A 15,579-nucleotide genomic window follows, 5' to 3' on the forward strand; every position below is an offset into this window, starting at 1 on the left:
ATGCATCCTAATTTTAGAGATAGGAGGAGAAATCATGAATTACTACCCAGTGGATGCGATCCGAAATGAACTGCAACAGCATTTTGAAGAGTTATTGAATGAACATGATCTTGATGAAATTGAAATTTATGAGGAAGAAGGACCTGAAGATTCTTATTATATGGGCTATGTGGTGAAAAAGGATGAAAAAGTGTACATGGTGAATCTTCCTTATAAGAAAAACGACCAAGGTGAAATAGGAATACAAGAGCAAAACTGGACGGTCCAAATCGAAAATAATGAAACAAACGGCTATGATTCGCTTGATGATGTTTTTAAATATATAGAAACTCAATAAGGGAACGGGATTAAAAATGAAGGCAGCACCATTCTAATGAAGGATGGTGTTTTTGATTTTTGACAAATGATAATCAATTTCGAAAGACAAATAGTTTAACAGAAACCATGTAAGTTTATGGTAAAATTTAATTTAAATTGAATTTGTTAATGGGGAGGATGAAAATGGTAATATTTTTAATTTGGTTCTTATTAATGATCGCTGGTGGAATTGGAGGAATAGGAATTTGCAGTATGCTTGAAGGAAACGAGGTATTTTCCGGGTATGCAGCAATGTTAGGAATGGTAGTTGCACTATTGAGCGGGATATTCTTTCAATTGATCTTAATGCATCAAAAAGCTCAAGCAAAAGAAAATAGCTGAATCAACGATCAAATCATTGAATTGCTAAAGGAAAATTAAAGATCAGAGAAATTGATAGGAGGGATGGGAATTTAATGAAGCGTTATTTTATCAACAACGGCGAATTGGATGTACATATTACTGAGTGGGGAAATAAAAATAAACCTGTGATCTTTTGTTTACATGGTTTAGGCAGTACTAGTTTGAGCTTTATAGAAATTGCAGAACATCTGAAGGATGAGTACAGATTGATCTCGATTGATGCACCTGGTCATGGTAAAACGCTTCCGCTCGAAACCGCTGAAGACTATGAAATGCCCCGTTTGGTGATGTGGTTGAATGAACTTTTTGATCAACTTGAAATACATCAATTCTACTTTTTATCGCATTCATGGGGTAGCTTTGTGTCTTTGTTTTATTTGGCGAAATATCCGGAAAGAGTTAAAGGCTCCATCCTTATTGATGGAGGGTACCAGAGTAAACGGCATCAAGAACAAACGATGGAGGAAGAAGTAGCCTATTACCATAAAGACTTTGAGGAAAATGTAGATACGTGGACTGAATTTTTGGAAATTGTAAACGGTGACTTTCGCAAGCTGTCACCTTACACAGAGATTTATGCAGAGGATCTTGTTCTGAAAAAAGATAGTAAATACTACTGGCACGCGAGAGGTGTAACAGCGGGTAATATCATTAAAGCAATGCACAAACATGACATTGAGGATATTTTTGAAAGCTTGCCATCAACCATTCTCTTATTGAGGGCAACATTGCCAGAACGGATGGATGAGTATAGGAACAAAACAGCGAAAATTTTCAAAGAGAAAACAAATGGATTAGTAAAATTAATCCCCGATACTACCCACATGTTGCATTGGGATAATCCACAAGTGGTCGTTGAGGAAATTAGAAAAAGCTGGTCTATTTAACGGTGAGGGGCCTTTCATCAAGAGGACGTCTTATTGAAGGAATTGTAAAGAGGATAGTAGAAGATGGTAGGAGCAAATAAGTCACGGATTTTCGAGAAAGTAAATATGCGGATTTTTCAGTTATACTTTAACATTACGGTTCGGGAGTCGGAGGGTGAACATGAAAACGGAAGCTGAAAAATCAGTCACTGTCATTGCATTGATCACAGCTGTTTGTATGCTCGGTGATGCGATGATGTATATTGTACTCCCAGTCTATTGGAAAAGTTTCGGGTTAACCTCTCTCTGGCAAGTCGGCGTATTGCTTTCGGTCAATCGCTTTGTAAGGTTACCCTTTAATCCAGTTGTTGGTTGGCTTTATCAGCGAATAAGCAAAAGGACGGGCATGCTTATTGCCGTTATTCTTGCTATAATCACAACATTTTCTTACGGATATCTTGATGGTTTTTGGGTATTGTTTTTAATGCGCTGTTTATGGGGCATTTCATGGGCGTTCCTACGCTTGGGTGGATTTTTGACTATACTGGATGTCGCAGATGAGCAAAATCGGGGTTTTTTGATCGGAAAATATAACGGATTATTTGGGTTAGGAGCTTTAGTGGGCATGCTGGCAGGCGGTACTCTTGCCGATTTGATCGGTGTTCAATGGGTAGCGTTCATTTTTGCTTTTGCGGCACTTCTCAGCGTTCCATTCGTTGTTAGTTATGTTCCTGCGGCTTCTGTAAATGAAAAAGAGGTCAAATCTAATCTTGGTTTTTTCAAGCAAGTATGGAAGCAAAGGGGTATGATCCCGGTTATGATTACCGGAATGATCATGTCCATGGTGTTTTTCGGAGTCCTCATGTCAACCTTAAGCCATATGATTAATGACAAATATGAATCCCTGAGTTTGTTTGGAATCATTGTAGGTTCTGCAACAATTGCAGGAATTATCCAAGCGATCCGTTTCATTTGGGATCCATTCCTTGCTCCGCGATTTGGGAAACTATCGGATAAAGGCGTTGGAAGAACACCATTTTTAATTTTAGCTCTTTTCCTTGGAGCAGCAGGGTTTGTCATCCTTCCTTTCGACTTACCTTTCTTCATATGGGTTATCGTACTGCTTTGCCTACAACTCACCTCGACGATGATGATAACCTTGACAGACTCACTTGCCACTGACGTTGCATCCAATTCTTATAAAGTGGCGATAATAACGACTTACACAGTAGTGGTGGATATCGGTGCCGCCATTGGACCAAGCTTTGGCTATATGTTAAGTGATATGTTCAATATGTCAGTGCTGTATTGGGTTACGGGGGCATTGTTATTTTGTCTCGGTGTTTTTTGGGTTACAAAGCGAATATTTTTTGATAATCGATTCTTTGGGAACCAAGGTAAGGGTATAAGTAAAGAAATCAGCAGGTGAAATGTCCTCAGGGTCGAAAAAACCAGAAAAAGAGGTGTTGAGATGTCATTTAAAAATTTAGTTCAGTTTGGGTTAGCGCTGATGCTTCTTTTATTTTCAACTGGTGCCGCTTGGTATGAGGGCAGTGCACTACTGGATAACCCTTGGGAATGGAAACACTCAACTCCAGTATCCCAACTGTTGAACGGTGAAATTACAAAAGACAGTGATATTACACAGGTTGATTTCTTTATATATGCTGCAAAATTCGAGCCTTTATTTCCTGTTCTGATGGTCATCAGCATCTTATATTTGACGGTGCTTACTGGCTACATTCTGTTAAAAAGAAATCGGAAAAAGCTTGGGTCATTTTTAGCTGTACTGGGAGGCTTGTTATTATTCTTCGGCCTTTTAATTTCAGATACACCGACTAAAGGCGGAGGCATTCTTTTGGGCATATTAATGGTCACAGGGGTTTTATGTATGTTTACAGCCTTTATGCTTTACACCCGTTTTGTAAACCGGCTAAAACTTAAGACTTTTTAAGTAAAGTAACTAGAAAAATTCAATTGGAGTAAAAATAATCCCTTGATTCAAGTCGAGTCAAGGGATTTTGCATTTAATCAACTAATGTAAAAATAGGTTGTAATTCTATTTAGACTTAATCGTCCAATTAGTAGGAGGGGATGGAATGGGGGAGCATTCAATCGAAGAATGGTTTGAGAGCTATCAGAAAGATATTACAAGCTTTCTTGCTTATTATACAGGTTCACTTGATGTAGAAGATCTTGTCCAGGAAACGTTTTTAGTGGCAATAAATAAATTATCAAATTTTAAAGGGGATTCGCATCCTAAAACTTGGCTCATCTCGATTGCAAGAAATATTGTCATCGATCGTTATCGAAGAAGAAAGGTATGGGAGAGAATCAAGCACGTGATATCTGCAGACGAAACAGCTTCAAACGGCATAGAAAATAAAATAATTGAAAATCTTGATAGTGTGGAATTGGTCAACGCAATCGAACGGCTGTCTCGCCCACATAAAGAAGTCGTGATACTTAGAGGGATTTTGGAGCTATCTTCCGAGGAAACATGCGTTATTCTGAAATGCAGTCAAAATACGGTGAACGTCAAGTTCCATCGGGCTTTAAAAAAGCTGCGGGTGATTTTAGAAAAGGAGGGCTTTAGCTATGAAAGATGATATTCAAAATAACCTAAGGAACCTTCCAAAGCATTCACTGAACAATGAACAAAAACAGAGAATCCTAGTAAATTTAAGTTCAGAGCAGACAGATGAAAAAGTTACAAAAAGAAGAACGTGGAAACCGCTGCTTGCAGGCATCACTTCTCTAGTATTATTATGTTTTCTCAGCTTTTATACGATAAATGAGGGTGGTTTATTCAACACAGCAAATGATAGCCGGACGGAATTAAATGAATTGGTCGATCAATTTCCTGAGATCGAAAATGACGTCAAAGAATTACCTGAAGGCGTCCGAAATAAAATTAAGGTCCCAACGATAGAATCGATACCGTTTGAGGTTATAAGTGTCCAGGTAAGTCCTACAAAGAATCCAGTGAAGAACAAAGTGCTCTTAGTTAACGTGATGTTTAACGGTGAAAACAGAACGTTGCACGTTACAACATTTTGGGACGGCTTTAGGAAAGAATTTATTGATAATGAGGACGTAGATAAAATAGTAGAATTGGAAACGGGTGAAACGGCAGGTTGGATTGATAAAGAACACGCTAAACTATTGAGGTGGTATAGTGAGGAACAAAAACAATCGTATGATTTAATGATTATCGTTTTCCCTGATATTGAGAATTCGTATACAAAAGAGGATTTATTAGAGATTGCTAATTCAATGTATTGATCAGTATTTATTGAAGGGCGTTTTCCATTAAGGTGGTCACGCTCTTTATTATTTTTGGAAGGATATTAAAATGCAGTCTCGAAGCTATGTTTTTGGAGAGTTTAAATGAGAGGATGATTCCGTTTGAGTCGTATAAGAGTGGTAGAAGACCTTCTTTTCGACACGTTCAAAGTATTGAATGGTCTGCCGAATTACATCGGGATCGAAGAGAAGGATGCTATAGAGTTCGATCATATGATTATGGAGAGTAAACTTAGAAGGTTGATTTCAATAGGTGAAGACTTACAGATTAAGAGAATAAGTGCATCCATCAACAGGTCGTCTGAACACTATACTGACCTTTCCAATATCTTAAAAGATTTCAGATTTGAACTTTATGCTTCGAGAGTTGAAGTCTACCGGGACTTAGATGATCTCGATATTAATATTAACGGGTTCGAATGGCGTTCCTTAAGTGATTTTACAATTTCTGAAGACGAATTCAAGCATTATTGGGAGCGATGTATGTCTAGTTCCGAAAATGCATCCTCTACACTTTCGATGGACGAACATCTAGATTCAGTAAAAAGTGAGTTAGGGGATAATTGGAGGAGCTCTTGTAAACTCGTATATGTACAGGATAAACCAATTGGAGTCTCGATTCCTCACATCGAACCTGGTACGCTGGATGAAGGAAGGTTGTTCTACTTCGGACTAGTGCCTGAAGAACAAGGGAGAGGGCAAAGTACTCTCATTCACCTGCAATCACTGTCTTTTTTAAAACAAATGGGAGCAACATATTACATAGGAAGCACTCATGAAACCAATGTAAGAATGCAAAAAGTGTTCTTGAACAATGGGTGCTCAATCAAGGCACATACTGAATCATACTATAAGTATTTTAAAAACAGGAGAGTGTAGACAAAAGGCCACACTCTCCTGCTCAAAGATAATGCTCAAACCTATTTAACTTCAATTTCGAACTCTTTGTCGCCATCGATTGTCAAATCCGTATCTCCAGATTCTTCGAAAGTAAACGACTCAAGTTCATAAATCCCTTTGATTTCAAATTCATCTTTTAGATGATTAAGGGATTCGTTTTCAAGTGGAATGACTTTCGAAACCCATGTCTCCTCTTTACCGGATGGATAGTTGATCGTTATTGTTATTTTTCCATCGTCAGTTATATTGATTTTTTCCCAAGTAACTAGACGGATCTTTATTTTCTTGTCTTCTCTTACAAGACTGTCCGCATAATAGCCGATTTCACCGATTTCTCCAAACACTGTATACTCAGTTCCTTTTACCTGGATATCTAGAAATGGTGGTTGATACGTTACCTCGAAATAGATGCCGTATGAAACGGCTAAGACAGCGGCAATCGATAGTCCTTTAATCAGTTTTCCATAAGTGCCTATTTGAAAGCTGCCCATAAACTCAGAGTAAGTAGCAAACTTGTCTGCTAGTAATAACAGTAGAATGATTATTATAAGTGCGCTACCGATAACAATATAAACGATATGAATCCCCCCATTCTTCTCCTAAGTACATATATATGAACCGTAGTGAATTAATGACTATTATACCAAAATATACTATATAAAACTGCGGAATTACGATGAAAAGTGTTTTAATAGACATAAGTAGTTTAGAAGAGTTTAGAATGGAAAAAGAAAGAACTTCAAAAATTAAATCGTTGTATTAGATATAATGTAGATCGAGAAGGGGAGTTCGTGATGGAACTGCAAAAGCAATTTGTTCAGTCTGTTCGCTTATTTTTTAAAGAAAGGGGAGAGGCATGGTTAAACCAGTTACCGGAATTGATCCTTTACTGCGAACAAAAATGGTCGATGAAGATGGAAGAAGCGTATTCCCTTTCCGTCAATTATGTCGCGCCTGCAAAAATGGATAACGGGAGAGAAGTCGTGGTAAAGATCTGCATCTCGAGTGAAGGTTTTCTTGATGAGCTAGAGGCTTTACGATTATTTGGAGAGAAAGGGATTGTCCAGTTGGTCGATTCAGATTTGGAAAAAGGAATCATCCTTTTAGAAAGGTTATCCCCTGGCCATACCCTTGCTGAATTAGATGATCACGACGAAGCCTGCCGTATCGCAGCTGAGGTTGTGAGGAATTTGTCTATACCCGCACCGCCTGAAACTAGAATTCCAACGGTAAAAGTTAGGGAAGAAAGTCTTCGGGAGATTGTAAAGCGACATAAGGATGGATTCGGACCTATATCAATAGAAGTGCTGGAACGAGCGTTGAAGATCTTTACATATATGAACGAAACAACTGAAAAACGGCTGCTGCTCCATGGAGATTTTCACCATTATAACGTGCTTTCATCTGGGGAAGGGGTGTGGACAGCAATTGATCCGAAAGGCTTGATCGGAGAGATTGAGTATGACCTGATACAATATATGCTGAATAAACTGCCAGATCAAGGAGCATATGAAGTAATTGAAAAACGGGCAGATACTTTCACAGAAGAACTCAACTTAAATAGAGAGCGACTTCTACTTTGGGGCTATTGCCACACCGTGGTGGCAACAGCATGGTCCGTTGATGATGATGGCTCCTACTGTGAAAGCTTCTACCAAGGTATTGAAATCTTTGAAAAGCTGTATGAAACTCATTACGGAGCGATAATCGATATGAAGTGACGCTTAAAAAGTGGGTAGCGCTACCTTATCTTCCAACATCTGAAAATTATAATTTAAACGGTGGGATAAACCGGTTATCTATATCGGTAAACTGATATTCTTTGGCTAAATCACCAACTCTTAACACCTGTCCGCTTTTCTCCATAACGTCTGGATCGCTTGCCAATGCTTTTATTCCACGTCCAACATAATAAGGAGTTTCCGTTTTCTTTAATTCTTCTGACTCCTGCCAATGCTCCTCATCTACTTTATGGTGCTTCAACACAAGCTCCGTCCTCATAAATCCGGGAGAAACTGCAAGAACGGCAATGTTGTCCTGATTTAACTCTATTGATAGTCCATAAGCCATGCGAATTAGTGCGTTTTTTGCTAAATCGTAATAAAATTGTCCAGTGTACTTGTCATCGTCCCAAAAGGTCGTGTGGATGATGAGGGCTTGTTTATTCTCGCGAAGTAACGGAATGGCGAAATGATTCGTAGCCAACTGGGCACGCACACCAGCAGTGAACATCGTATCCCAATTCTTCAATGGTAACTCCCAAAATGGTCTGGCTTCAACACCAAGATCATGCGCCCCCCACACATTATTGATAAGAATATCTAATTTTCCCTGTTCTTTACGAATTTGAGTGATTACGGATTCCGTTTCTGAATCGTCCGTATGATCACAACGAATCGCAATACCCTTTCCACCAGAAGCTATAATTTGAGAAACGGTGTCATCAATTGTTCCAGGCCAATTATTGGTGGAAGTCCCTTTAGTGCTACGTCCCGTTACATAAACTGTTGCCCCAGCTTTTCCTAATTCTACAGCAATGCCGGACCGGCTCCTCTGCTTGCTCCTGTTACGAGAGCAATCTTTCCTGTTAGTCGTTTCATCTATCCCATTCCTTTCATGTGCGTGATATTTTCATTATAATGGTTAATTCTTGACAACAAGTGTCATATTTAATTAAATAAATATAATAAATATATATATAAAAGGTGAGAGTGATGCGAGCGGATCGGTTGGTATCTATTCTTTTGTTATTGCAGGCACAAGGGCAAATGACAGCAAAAGAATTAGCAGAGAGGTTGGAAGTCTCCGAACGAACCATTTATAGGGATATGGAAGGCTTAAGCGGTACAGGCATTCCAGTTTTTGCAGAGCGTGGTAAAAATGGGGGTTGGTCATTGTTAGATGACTATCAGACAGACTTAACCGGATTGAAAGAATCTGAAATCCGTGCTTTGTTTGTTTCACCTTCCGTACAATTGCTTGACGATCTAGGATTGACCCGTACATCTGAAGAAGCTAGAAATAAACTGATAGCCTCACTTCCTTCAATATACCGTAAAAATGCTAATGATGTTTGGAACCGCATTCATATTGACACGAGTTCATGGCGAAGGCAAAAAGAAAAAATAGTGTCCTTCGAAGTCCTTAAAAATGCAATATGGAAAGAAAATAAATTAAAAATCGTATATCAACGAGCAGACGGAAAAACGGATGATCGTATTGTAGAGCCACTTGGACTGGTGGCGAAGGGGGATCTCTGGTACTTTATCGCCTCCAAAGAAAATGGTGAAATACGAAATTATAGGGCTTCACGGATTCAATATGCTGTACCTGTTAATGAAACATTTAAACGGCCAAAGAACTTTGATCTTGCTCAATACTGGAGATCTTCAACAAAAACCTTTTTAGAGAAATTGCCGACTTACGAAGTATGGGTAGAGGTCACGCAGTCTATCTTACCGAGGTTAAAATTCTCCGGCCGTTTTGTACGTATAAGTGAAATCGGGGATACTAGTAGGGAAGACTGGATACCTGTTAAACTCTCTTTTGATACAGAAGAAGAGGCAAAGGGGTATGTATTAGGCTTTGCCGACCAAATAAAGGTGATTGAACCCAAAGAACTACACAATAAGATTCTCGAAATGGCTGAATCCGCTGTTGCATTTTATAAACAAAACAAAGGATAAATTCCGAGTTATGGTGTATTGGTTAATGAGCTATTAAACTACTAATTCCACTACGTATTCCGAAGACCCTAAAAATACTGTGTAAAACAGATGGGGGATTGATGTGAAGAATTTGTTCTTATTGTTGTTAGGTCCAACTTTGATGATTTTTATTGGATTGCAACTGCTAGAGAATGTTCTGATTACTTTTATATTATTTTATAGTTGGTTATTGTTGGTTCCTTTAATCAGTAAAGGCTTTACTATAGGTGAATTAGTCTCGAAGGATCCTCAAAGATCAATTCGGTATGGGATTTTAAGTGGAGGAGTCTTTTTCCTATTCATTTTTGGAGGTCTGTACTGGTTGCATCCATACTTTATCGATGTAGAGCACCTTCAAAAATTACTTACTGAATGGGGCTTTTCAGGCAATGGTGTATTTGGCTTAATCCTTGTTTTACTTATTGTTAATCCAATATTAGAAGAGGTTTATTGGCGAGGATTTATGTATACTAGATTAAAAGAAAAAGTGAAACCGATCCATGCGATTTGGATAGCATCAGCCTGTTATACACTTTATCATTTTCTTTCGGTGATTCCGATGTTTCAGTGGCCGTTAAATGCCATTGCAGTTCTTCCTGTCTTTATTGCTGGTCTTTTTTGGGGATATATGCGTGAGAAAACAGGTTCGATAATCGGAACCGTGATTAGTCATGCTTTAGGAGATCTCGGGATTATGTGTGTTTATTGGTTTTTTGTTAAATAACCTGCCGAATTACCGGACATTTGAACTTAATCTTTAGGAAAAGGGGAGATTATAATTATGTATGAATTAAAAACAAAAGAAAATGACAACAGTGTAATTGAGTTTATTGAAAATGTGGAAAGCCCTAAGAAACGCGAAGACGCCTATAAGCTATTAGATATTTTCACTGAAACGACAGGGTATAAAGCGAAGATGTGGGGACCGAGCATTATTGGATTTGGTTCATATCATTACAAATATGAATCCGGTCATGAAGGCGATGCACCTCTTGTCGGCTTTTCACCTCGGAAAGCAAAAACAAGTTTGTATTTTGCGACGGGAGATAAGAAGCGGGAAGAATTGTTAAAGGACTTTGGAAAACACACTTCGGGTAAAGCGTGTGTATACATCAATAAGGTGGCAGATATTGATGTTGATGTTTTAAAAGCGCTGATTACCCAATCTATAAAGTTTTTAAACGAAATGTATCCCAATGAATGACAGTGATGGATACGATTTTAACAAGGTGGGGGCTGATCCAAGCATCGTCTGGTTGATGTCGGACAGTCCCATTTGAGTTTTATATTAGGAATTATTCACAATGAGATACATTAAAGTTGCTTAATCCTTACAAAATTAAAGGAACTGACCAAAGATAATGTTATTTTACCTTTGGGTCAGTCCCCTTTTTCCTATTTTGTCTTGACTGTTTTTAATTTTCCCAATTCTGTTTTTATATAGCTCAAGAATTCATTTGCTTTTTTCTCAGGAGCAGTCGTCAATAAACTCACAATGATGAACAGGAGTGAAGATACGACAATTCCCCATATACCTGAAGCAAGTCCCAGAGGTTTTATATTGGTCAGTTCAAAAAGGATTACCATTAATCCACTTCCAATTACACTTGTTAAAACACCAGCGGAAGTCCCCCTTTTCCAAAAAAAGGCGCCAACGATCGCTGGAACGGCTACAATTAAACCTGCAGATGAGGCGACAGATAGTACTGCAATCAAATTGACCTCTAACTGTGCAAATAGAAATGCGAGGATTGCAATGACCGGAATGACGACTTTTCCGACAAAAAGCTGTTTCTGATCATCCGTTTCATTCTTCAGGTTTCCATAGATATCTCTTGCAAACAGAGAGGATAGTGTAAGCAGGATCGAATCAATTGTGGAAATTGCTGCCGCCATGATTCCGACCATCACGATCGCCCCTAGAATCGGAGGAACCAAATCAGAGGATAATAGCTTTGGTGTTGCAAGATCCGCATTAGCTAAATCAGGAAACATAAGGGAAGCAGAGAATCCCCAGACAACAGATACGATGGTATAAATAAATCCGAATACTAAAAATCCCATCAACATGTACCTTAAACTTTTCAGTGAGGATGGCATGAACAATCTTTGACTGACCTGTGGATTAGAAAGACTAAAGAAAAACCATGGAATTGTCAGCCCTAAAAAGGTTGTAAAGCTGAAAAATCCGTTTCCTGGGACAGTCAATGATTCAGGCTGGTCCGTTTTGAGTAAATCGAAAAAGCCACCTAATCCGCCTAATCCCTTAATAATAAGTAATACCACCACCGTTGATGTAATAATCATCAGCAATGCTTGCAATGAATCTGTCCACGCAACCGATCTGATTCCTGCAATGAAGGAGAATACGATCGCAAGTACTGTAGCAAGGACAACACCTGTCGTAAAAGGTATCGCATCATTCGTCATCCCTTGCAATAAATAGCCTACTCCAGCCAGTTGAACCGCACTGTAAGGGATGAGAAACAGGCAGCTGGTTATTGAAACGACTACTGCTACCATTTTATTATCATAGCGATCCCCTAACATTTCTGACGGTGTTACATATCCATATTTCTTGCCGACTAGCCAGAATCTTGGACCAAAAAAAGCGACTAATGAAACGCCCATAAAATAAATGATTTCAAATCCGAATGCACCAACCCCGCCTTTGTATGTCAGACCCGCTAAACCGACCAACATAAAAGCGCTATATGTCGTTGCACTATAGCTTAATGCCGATACAAATCCATTCAACTTTCGATCGCCGATAAAATAACTTGCCATATTATTTTGTTTGCCGCTTCTTGATAAATAGGCGATATAAAGTGCAATGATGATATAAATAGCAATCGTCCACCAAACCATATTCGTACTCAACGTTATTCACCCCAATCCTTCGTCAAGAAATAATTGACTATAATAATCATGATTGCGAGAAGTGACCACAATAATAAACTGCCATACCACGCAGCGATATTCGTAAGCAAAGTGTACGGTAGGATGTATCCTATCAGTACAATGCCTAGAATTACGAGTCCCCACTTCCATTCTCTCGATTCCAAACGATCACCCCTATATTTTTCAAGTAAGATTAGTATGAACACAAACTTAATTGTACATAAGAATACTCATATGTAAAGACACTTATAAAGACACGACGATAATAGTTTTAAAGGGTTTCAATTATTGGGAAAATTAGATATAATCTATGTGAAGAATTTCACAAAAACAGTGAAATCATAGCACTGTAAATTGACGCGTAACATTCTTAAAAACGTCCACATCTTAGCGAGCAATAGGACGATTAGTCGTTCAGCTAACACTTGAAAGATTTTCTACCTATAAGAAATGAGTTGATTTAAATGAAAAAGAAAGTTGTCTTCGCTGGTGGAACTGGTTTTATCGGTAAATATTTTGAGGGAAAATTCAACGATTTAGGATATGAAGTAAAAATCATCTCAAGAAAGCCCCCCTTTATTACTTGGAGTGACCACGCCGGAATAGTAGAGGCAATGGAAGATTCCGAGCTATTGGTCAATCTTGCAGGGAAGTCCGTAGACTGTCGCTACACGAATCAGAATAAGGAAGAAATCGTAACGTCAAGAACAGAGACAACGAAATTACTTGGAAATGCACTATTAGAATGTAAAAATCCACCCCCATTATGGATCAATTCGAGTACAGCCACGATTTACAGACATGCTGAAGATCGTCCCATGACTGAGGAAAGTGGTGAAATTGGAACTGGTTTTTCGGTTGACGTAGCCAAAGAATGGGAGCATGCATTTTTTGGTTTTCAATTGCCAAAAACGAGGCAAGTTGCATTAAGGATTGCGATTGTATTAGGTGAGACTGGTGGTGTGATGGCACCTTTCAAAAATTTAATCAGATTTGGACTCGGAGGGGTTCAAGGGTCTGGGGATCAGAAATTCAGTTGGATTCATATAGAAGATTTATATAACATCATTCTATTTCTAATGGACAAAGAAGAATTGAGTGGTGTGTTCAATTGCTCGGCACCTCACCCTGTTACAAATCGCCAATTCATGCAGCAGTTGCGCAAAACGATGAATCGAAAGATAGGCTTGCCATCTCCGAAATGGTTGCTTGAGATTGGAGCATTGTTAATTCGAACAGAAACCGAGTTGATTTTGAAAAGTCGTTGGGTTATTCCGGAGAGGTTAGAAAGAGAAGGATATAACTTTAAATTCAAAACCATTGAAGAGGCACTTCAACAAATACTGAAGAGAACATAATAAGGTGTTACTAGTGCAGCCGATAAGGTTGCACTATTTTTTTTGAAGTATTTACAGATGTTTAAAAACAAAGGAACGTTTAAATACTAGGGTTATAAGACCTCCAAGTCTGGAATTAAAAGGAGCAGGTGAAGTCATGTCCATGAACGAACAAGTCCCACATGATAAAAGCCTCGATAACAGTCTTGCACTGATGCAAGAGGGGTATCTTTTTATCCAAAACAGGGTTGATCGGTACGAGTCTGATTTATTTGAAGCACGCTTGATGGGGCAAAAGGTCATTTGTATGAGTGGTCAAGAAGCTGCGAAGGTGTTTTATGACTCGGAACGGTTTCAGCGTAAGGGTGCCGCACCAAAACGGATCCAAAAATCATTGTTTGGCGTGGGCGGAATCCAAACGATGGATGGTAAAGCGCATATTCACCGGAAGCTTCTTTTTATGTCGCTGATGACCGCAAAGCATCAGAAGAGGCTAGCTGAACTTACGATTGAGCAGTGGCAGGCTTCAATCAGCCAATGGGAAGGTGCCGAGAAGGTTGTACTTTTTGATGAAGCAAAGGATATTTTATGCCGGACAGCGTGCGATTGGGCTGGGGTTCCGTTAAAGGAATCTGAAGTAAAAGAGCGTGCAGATGACTTTAGCGCAATGGTTGATGCCTTCGGAGCGGTTGGACCGCGGCACTGGAAAGGAAGAAGAGCCAGGAACAGAGCTGAAGAATGGATCAGAGGTGTTATTGAAGATGTCCGTGCTGGTAAGCTGGGTGCTGAGGAAGGTTCGGCACTTTCTGCTATGGCATTTCACAAGGAACTAGATGGAAGCGAGTTGGATACGCAAATGGCTGCAGTGGAACTGATCAACGTATTGCGTCCAATTGTCGCGATTGCAACCTTCATTACCTTTTCTGCTTTAGCATTGCACAAGCATCCAGAGTGTAAAGAGAAGCTGCAATCAGGTAAAAGTGATTATTTGGAAATGTTCGCACAGGAAGTTCGGCGATACTATCCGTTTGGTCCTTTTGTAGGTGCAAGAGTACGTAAAGATTTTAGTTGGAACAAATGTAAATTTAATGAAGGGATGCTCGTCCTGCTGGATATGTACGGTACGAATCATGACTCCCGGCTTTGGGAGAACCCAAATGAATTCCGACCGGAGCGGTTTGAGGAATGGGAGGGTAGCTTATTTGATTTCATACCCCAAGGTGGAGGCGATCCTGCCAAGGGACATCGCTGCCCTGGCGAAGGTATAACCGTTGAAGTCATGAAGGCGAGCATCGATTTCCTTATCAACAAGGTTTCGTTTGAAGTTCCGGAACAGGATCTTAGCTACAGCTTGGTAAAAATGCCGAACTTGCCTGAAAGCGGATTTGTAATGAAGAATATTAGACGAAAATAAAGTCTTCAGAATGTACGTTACTATAGACTTCCCACAGTAGGTGGCGATCTTTCCTGTGTCCTTTGTTCTGAATAACCTGCAATTTTACTCTGCAGGTTATAGTTTTGGGGATTTGTTTGGAAGGGTGGAAAGACTTTTAAGGAGGTAAATAGCTGATGAGGTTGCAATTAGTAGGGACTTTCACTGAAGAACCTAATTTGAATGAAGAGCGACTTCTGCTCTGGGCTATTGTCACCCCCTTTTAACAACCGCTTGGTCCGTTGGTGATAATAGAGCCTGAATAACTCTTCTGAAAACAGGCGCTACGTATTATTAGGTCCACAGTACATTTTCAGCTGCCCTATTTTTAATAGGTATCTGTATATAACAGGCCTCAGTGTGCATTAAAAAAATCCCCAAAAAATAGTTAATCGGTCCGGTATAATTCA

General features: G+C 39.3%; 18 protein-coding genes. 14 read left to right on the forward strand and 4 right to left on the reverse strand.

The features are described from left to right. The first annotated feature begins 34 nt into the window (after window positions 1-34). From MOJ78_RS02765 to MOJ78_RS02800, 8 genes are all read left to right on the forward strand, one after another. Complete coding sequence (locus tag MOJ78_RS02765) at window positions 35-337, forward strand: DUF5634 family protein (protein WP_304979706.1); 303 nt, start codon at window positions 35-37, stop codon at window positions 335-337. Between the two features lie 164 nt (window positions 338-501). Further along, window positions 502-699, forward strand: a complete 198-nt coding sequence (locus tag MOJ78_RS02770; protein WP_304979707.1) for a hypothetical protein — start codon at window positions 502-504, stop codon at window positions 697-699. 74 nt (window positions 700-773) lie between these two features. Then, window positions 774-1,607, forward strand: a complete 834-nt coding sequence (locus MOJ78_RS02775; RefSeq protein ID WP_304979708.1) for an alpha/beta fold hydrolase — start codon at window positions 774-776, stop codon at window positions 1,605-1,607. A 160-nt stretch (window positions 1,608-1,767) separates the two neighbouring features. Further along, window positions 1,768-3,015: an MFS transporter gene (locus tag MOJ78_RS02780; protein ID WP_304979709.1), complete on the forward strand. Its 1,248-nt coding sequence runs from the start codon at window positions 1,768-1,770 to the stop codon at window positions 3,013-3,015. Between the two features lie 42 nt (window positions 3,016-3,057). Next, window positions 3,058-3,540 (forward strand): YjdJ family protein, encoded by a 483-nt coding sequence (locus tag MOJ78_RS02785; RefSeq protein WP_304979710.1) that lies wholly within the window; start codon window positions 3,058-3,060, stop codon window positions 3,538-3,540. A gap of 145 nt (window positions 3,541-3,685) precedes the next feature. Then, a complete protein-coding gene (locus MOJ78_RS02790; RefSeq protein WP_304979711.1) occupies window positions 3,686-4,195 on the forward strand; it encodes an RNA polymerase sigma factor in 510 nt (169 codons plus the stop codon). Next, complete coding sequence (locus MOJ78_RS02795) at window positions 4,185-4,871, forward strand: hypothetical protein (protein WP_304979712.1); 687 nt, start codon at window positions 4,185-4,187, stop codon at window positions 4,869-4,871. The genes MOJ78_RS02790 and MOJ78_RS02795 overlap by 11 nt, the downstream gene beginning before the upstream one ends. Before the next feature lie 123 nt (window positions 4,872-4,994). After that, window positions 4,995-5,771, forward strand: a complete 777-nt coding sequence (locus MOJ78_RS02800) for a GNAT family N-acetyltransferase (protein ID WP_304979713.1) — start codon at window positions 4,995-4,997, stop codon at window positions 5,769-5,771. Window positions 5,772-5,812: 41 nt separating this feature from the next. On the opposite strand, the gene MOJ78_RS02805 is transcribed toward MOJ78_RS02800, so the two are convergent. Then, complete coding sequence (locus MOJ78_RS02805) at window positions 5,813-6,283, reverse strand: hypothetical protein (RefSeq protein WP_304979714.1); 471 nt, start codon at window positions 6,281-6,283, stop codon at window positions 5,813-5,815. Window positions 6,284-6,586: 303 nt separating this feature from the next. Here MOJ78_RS02805 and MOJ78_RS02810 point away from each other — a divergent pair, with 303 nt between their 5' ends. Beyond that, entirely contained in the window at window positions 6,587-7,513 is a 927-nt protein-coding gene (locus tag MOJ78_RS02810; protein WP_304979715.1) for an aminoglycoside phosphotransferase family protein, read from the forward strand. A gap of 46 nt (window positions 7,514-7,559) precedes the next feature. On the opposite strand, the gene MOJ78_RS02815 is transcribed toward MOJ78_RS02810, so the two are convergent. Continuing rightward, window positions 7,560-8,396 (reverse strand): SDR family oxidoreductase, encoded by an 837-nt coding sequence (locus MOJ78_RS02815; RefSeq protein ID WP_370529801.1) that lies wholly within the window; start codon window positions 8,394-8,396, stop codon window positions 7,560-7,562. A gap of 110 nt (window positions 8,397-8,506) precedes the next feature. Here MOJ78_RS02815 and MOJ78_RS02820 point away from each other — a divergent pair, with 110 nt between their 5' ends. The 3 genes from MOJ78_RS02820 to MOJ78_RS02830 all read left to right on the forward strand — a co-directional run bounded on the left by MOJ78_RS02820 (window position 8,507) and on the right by MOJ78_RS02830 (window position 10,703). Continuing rightward, entirely contained in the window at window positions 8,507-9,478 is a 972-nt protein-coding gene (locus MOJ78_RS02820; protein ID WP_304979716.1) for a helix-turn-helix transcriptional regulator, read from the forward strand. A 103-nt stretch (window positions 9,479-9,581) separates the two neighbouring features. Beyond that, a complete protein-coding gene (locus MOJ78_RS02825) occupies window positions 9,582-10,223 on the forward strand; it encodes a CPBP family intramembrane glutamic endopeptidase (protein ID WP_304979718.1) in 642 nt (213 codons plus the stop codon). A gap of 57 nt (window positions 10,224-10,280) precedes the next feature. Further along, the gene (locus tag MOJ78_RS02830; RefSeq protein WP_304979719.1) at window positions 10,281-10,703 is read left to right on the forward strand and encodes a DUF1801 domain-containing protein; all 423 of its coding nucleotides are present in this window, start codon (window positions 10,281-10,283) and stop codon (window positions 10,701-10,703) included. 191 nt (window positions 10,704-10,894) lie between these two features. On the opposite strand, the gene MOJ78_RS02835 is transcribed toward MOJ78_RS02830, so the two are convergent. Continuing rightward, window positions 10,895-12,379 (reverse strand): sodium:solute symporter family protein, encoded by a 1,485-nt coding sequence (locus MOJ78_RS02835; protein WP_304979720.1) that lies wholly within the window; start codon window positions 12,377-12,379, stop codon window positions 10,895-10,897. A gap of 2 nt (window positions 12,380-12,381) precedes the next feature. Beyond that, window positions 12,382-12,564: a hypothetical protein gene (locus tag MOJ78_RS02840; protein WP_304979721.1), complete on the reverse strand. Its 183-nt coding sequence runs from the start codon at window positions 12,562-12,564 to the stop codon at window positions 12,382-12,384. Between the two features lie 300 nt (window positions 12,565-12,864). On the opposite strand from MOJ78_RS02840, the gene MOJ78_RS02845 reads away from it, so the two are divergent. Together MOJ78_RS02845 and MOJ78_RS02850 are read left to right on the forward strand one after the other, a co-directional pair. Then, window positions 12,865-13,758 (forward strand): TIGR01777 family oxidoreductase, encoded by an 894-nt coding sequence (locus MOJ78_RS02845; protein ID WP_304979722.1) that lies wholly within the window; start codon window positions 12,865-12,867, stop codon window positions 13,756-13,758. A 142-nt stretch (window positions 13,759-13,900) separates the two neighbouring features. Next, entirely contained in the window at window positions 13,901-15,151 is a 1,251-nt protein-coding gene (locus tag MOJ78_RS02850) for a CYP152 family fatty-acid peroxygenase CypC (RefSeq protein ID WP_304979724.1), read from the forward strand. Window positions 15,152-15,579: the final 428 nt, after the last annotated feature.

Origin of the sequence: Alkalihalobacillus sp. AL-G, from assembly GCF_030643805.1 — a bacterium.
GTDB lineage: Bacteria > Bacillota > Bacilli > Bacillales > Fictibacillaceae > Pseudalkalibacillus.

Bases quoted from the DNA above. Each gene is read 5' to 3' on its own strand.
- MOJ78_RS02765 (WP_304979706.1), top strand. From the start codon at position 35: ATGAATTACTACCCAGTGGATGCGATCCGAAATGAACTGCAACAGCAT.
- MOJ78_RS02770 (WP_304979707.1), top strand. From the start codon at position 502: ATGGTAATATTTTTAATTTGGTTCTTATTAATGATCGCTGGTGGAATT.
- MOJ78_RS02775 (WP_304979708.1), top strand. From the start codon at position 774: ATGAAGCGTTATTTTATCAACAACGGCGAATTGGATGTACATATTACT.
- MOJ78_RS02780 (WP_304979709.1), top strand. From the start codon at position 1,768: ATGAAAACGGAAGCTGAAAAATCAGTCACTGTCATTGCATTGATCACA.
- MOJ78_RS02785 (WP_304979710.1), top strand. From the start codon at position 3,058: ATGTCATTTAAAAATTTAGTTCAGTTTGGGTTAGCGCTGATGCTTCTT.
- MOJ78_RS02790 (WP_304979711.1), top strand. From the start codon at position 3,686: ATGGGGGAGCATTCAATCGAAGAATGGTTTGAGAGCTATCAGAAAGAT.
- MOJ78_RS02795 (WP_304979712.1), top strand. From the start codon at position 4,185: ATGAAAGATGATATTCAAAATAACCTAAGGAACCTTCCAAAGCATTCA.
- MOJ78_RS02805 (WP_304979714.1), bottom strand. From the start codon at position 6,283: ATGGGCAGCTTTCAAATAGGCACTTATGGAAAACTGATTAAAGGACTA.
- MOJ78_RS02810 (WP_304979715.1), top strand. From the start codon at position 6,587: ATGGAACTGCAAAAGCAATTTGTTCAGTCTGTTCGCTTATTTTTTAAA.
- MOJ78_RS02820 (WP_304979716.1), top strand. From the start codon at position 8,507: ATGCGAGCGGATCGGTTGGTATCTATTCTTTTGTTATTGCAGGCACAA.
- MOJ78_RS02830 (WP_304979719.1), top strand. From the start codon at position 10,281: ATGTATGAATTAAAAACAAAAGAAAATGACAACAGTGTAATTGAGTTT.
- MOJ78_RS02845 (WP_304979722.1), top strand. From the start codon at position 12,865: ATGAAAAAGAAAGTTGTCTTCGCTGGTGGAACTGGTTTTATCGGTAAA.
- MOJ78_RS02850 (WP_304979724.1), top strand. From the start codon at position 13,901: ATGAACGAACAAGTCCCACATGATAAAAGCCTCGATAACAGTCTTGCA.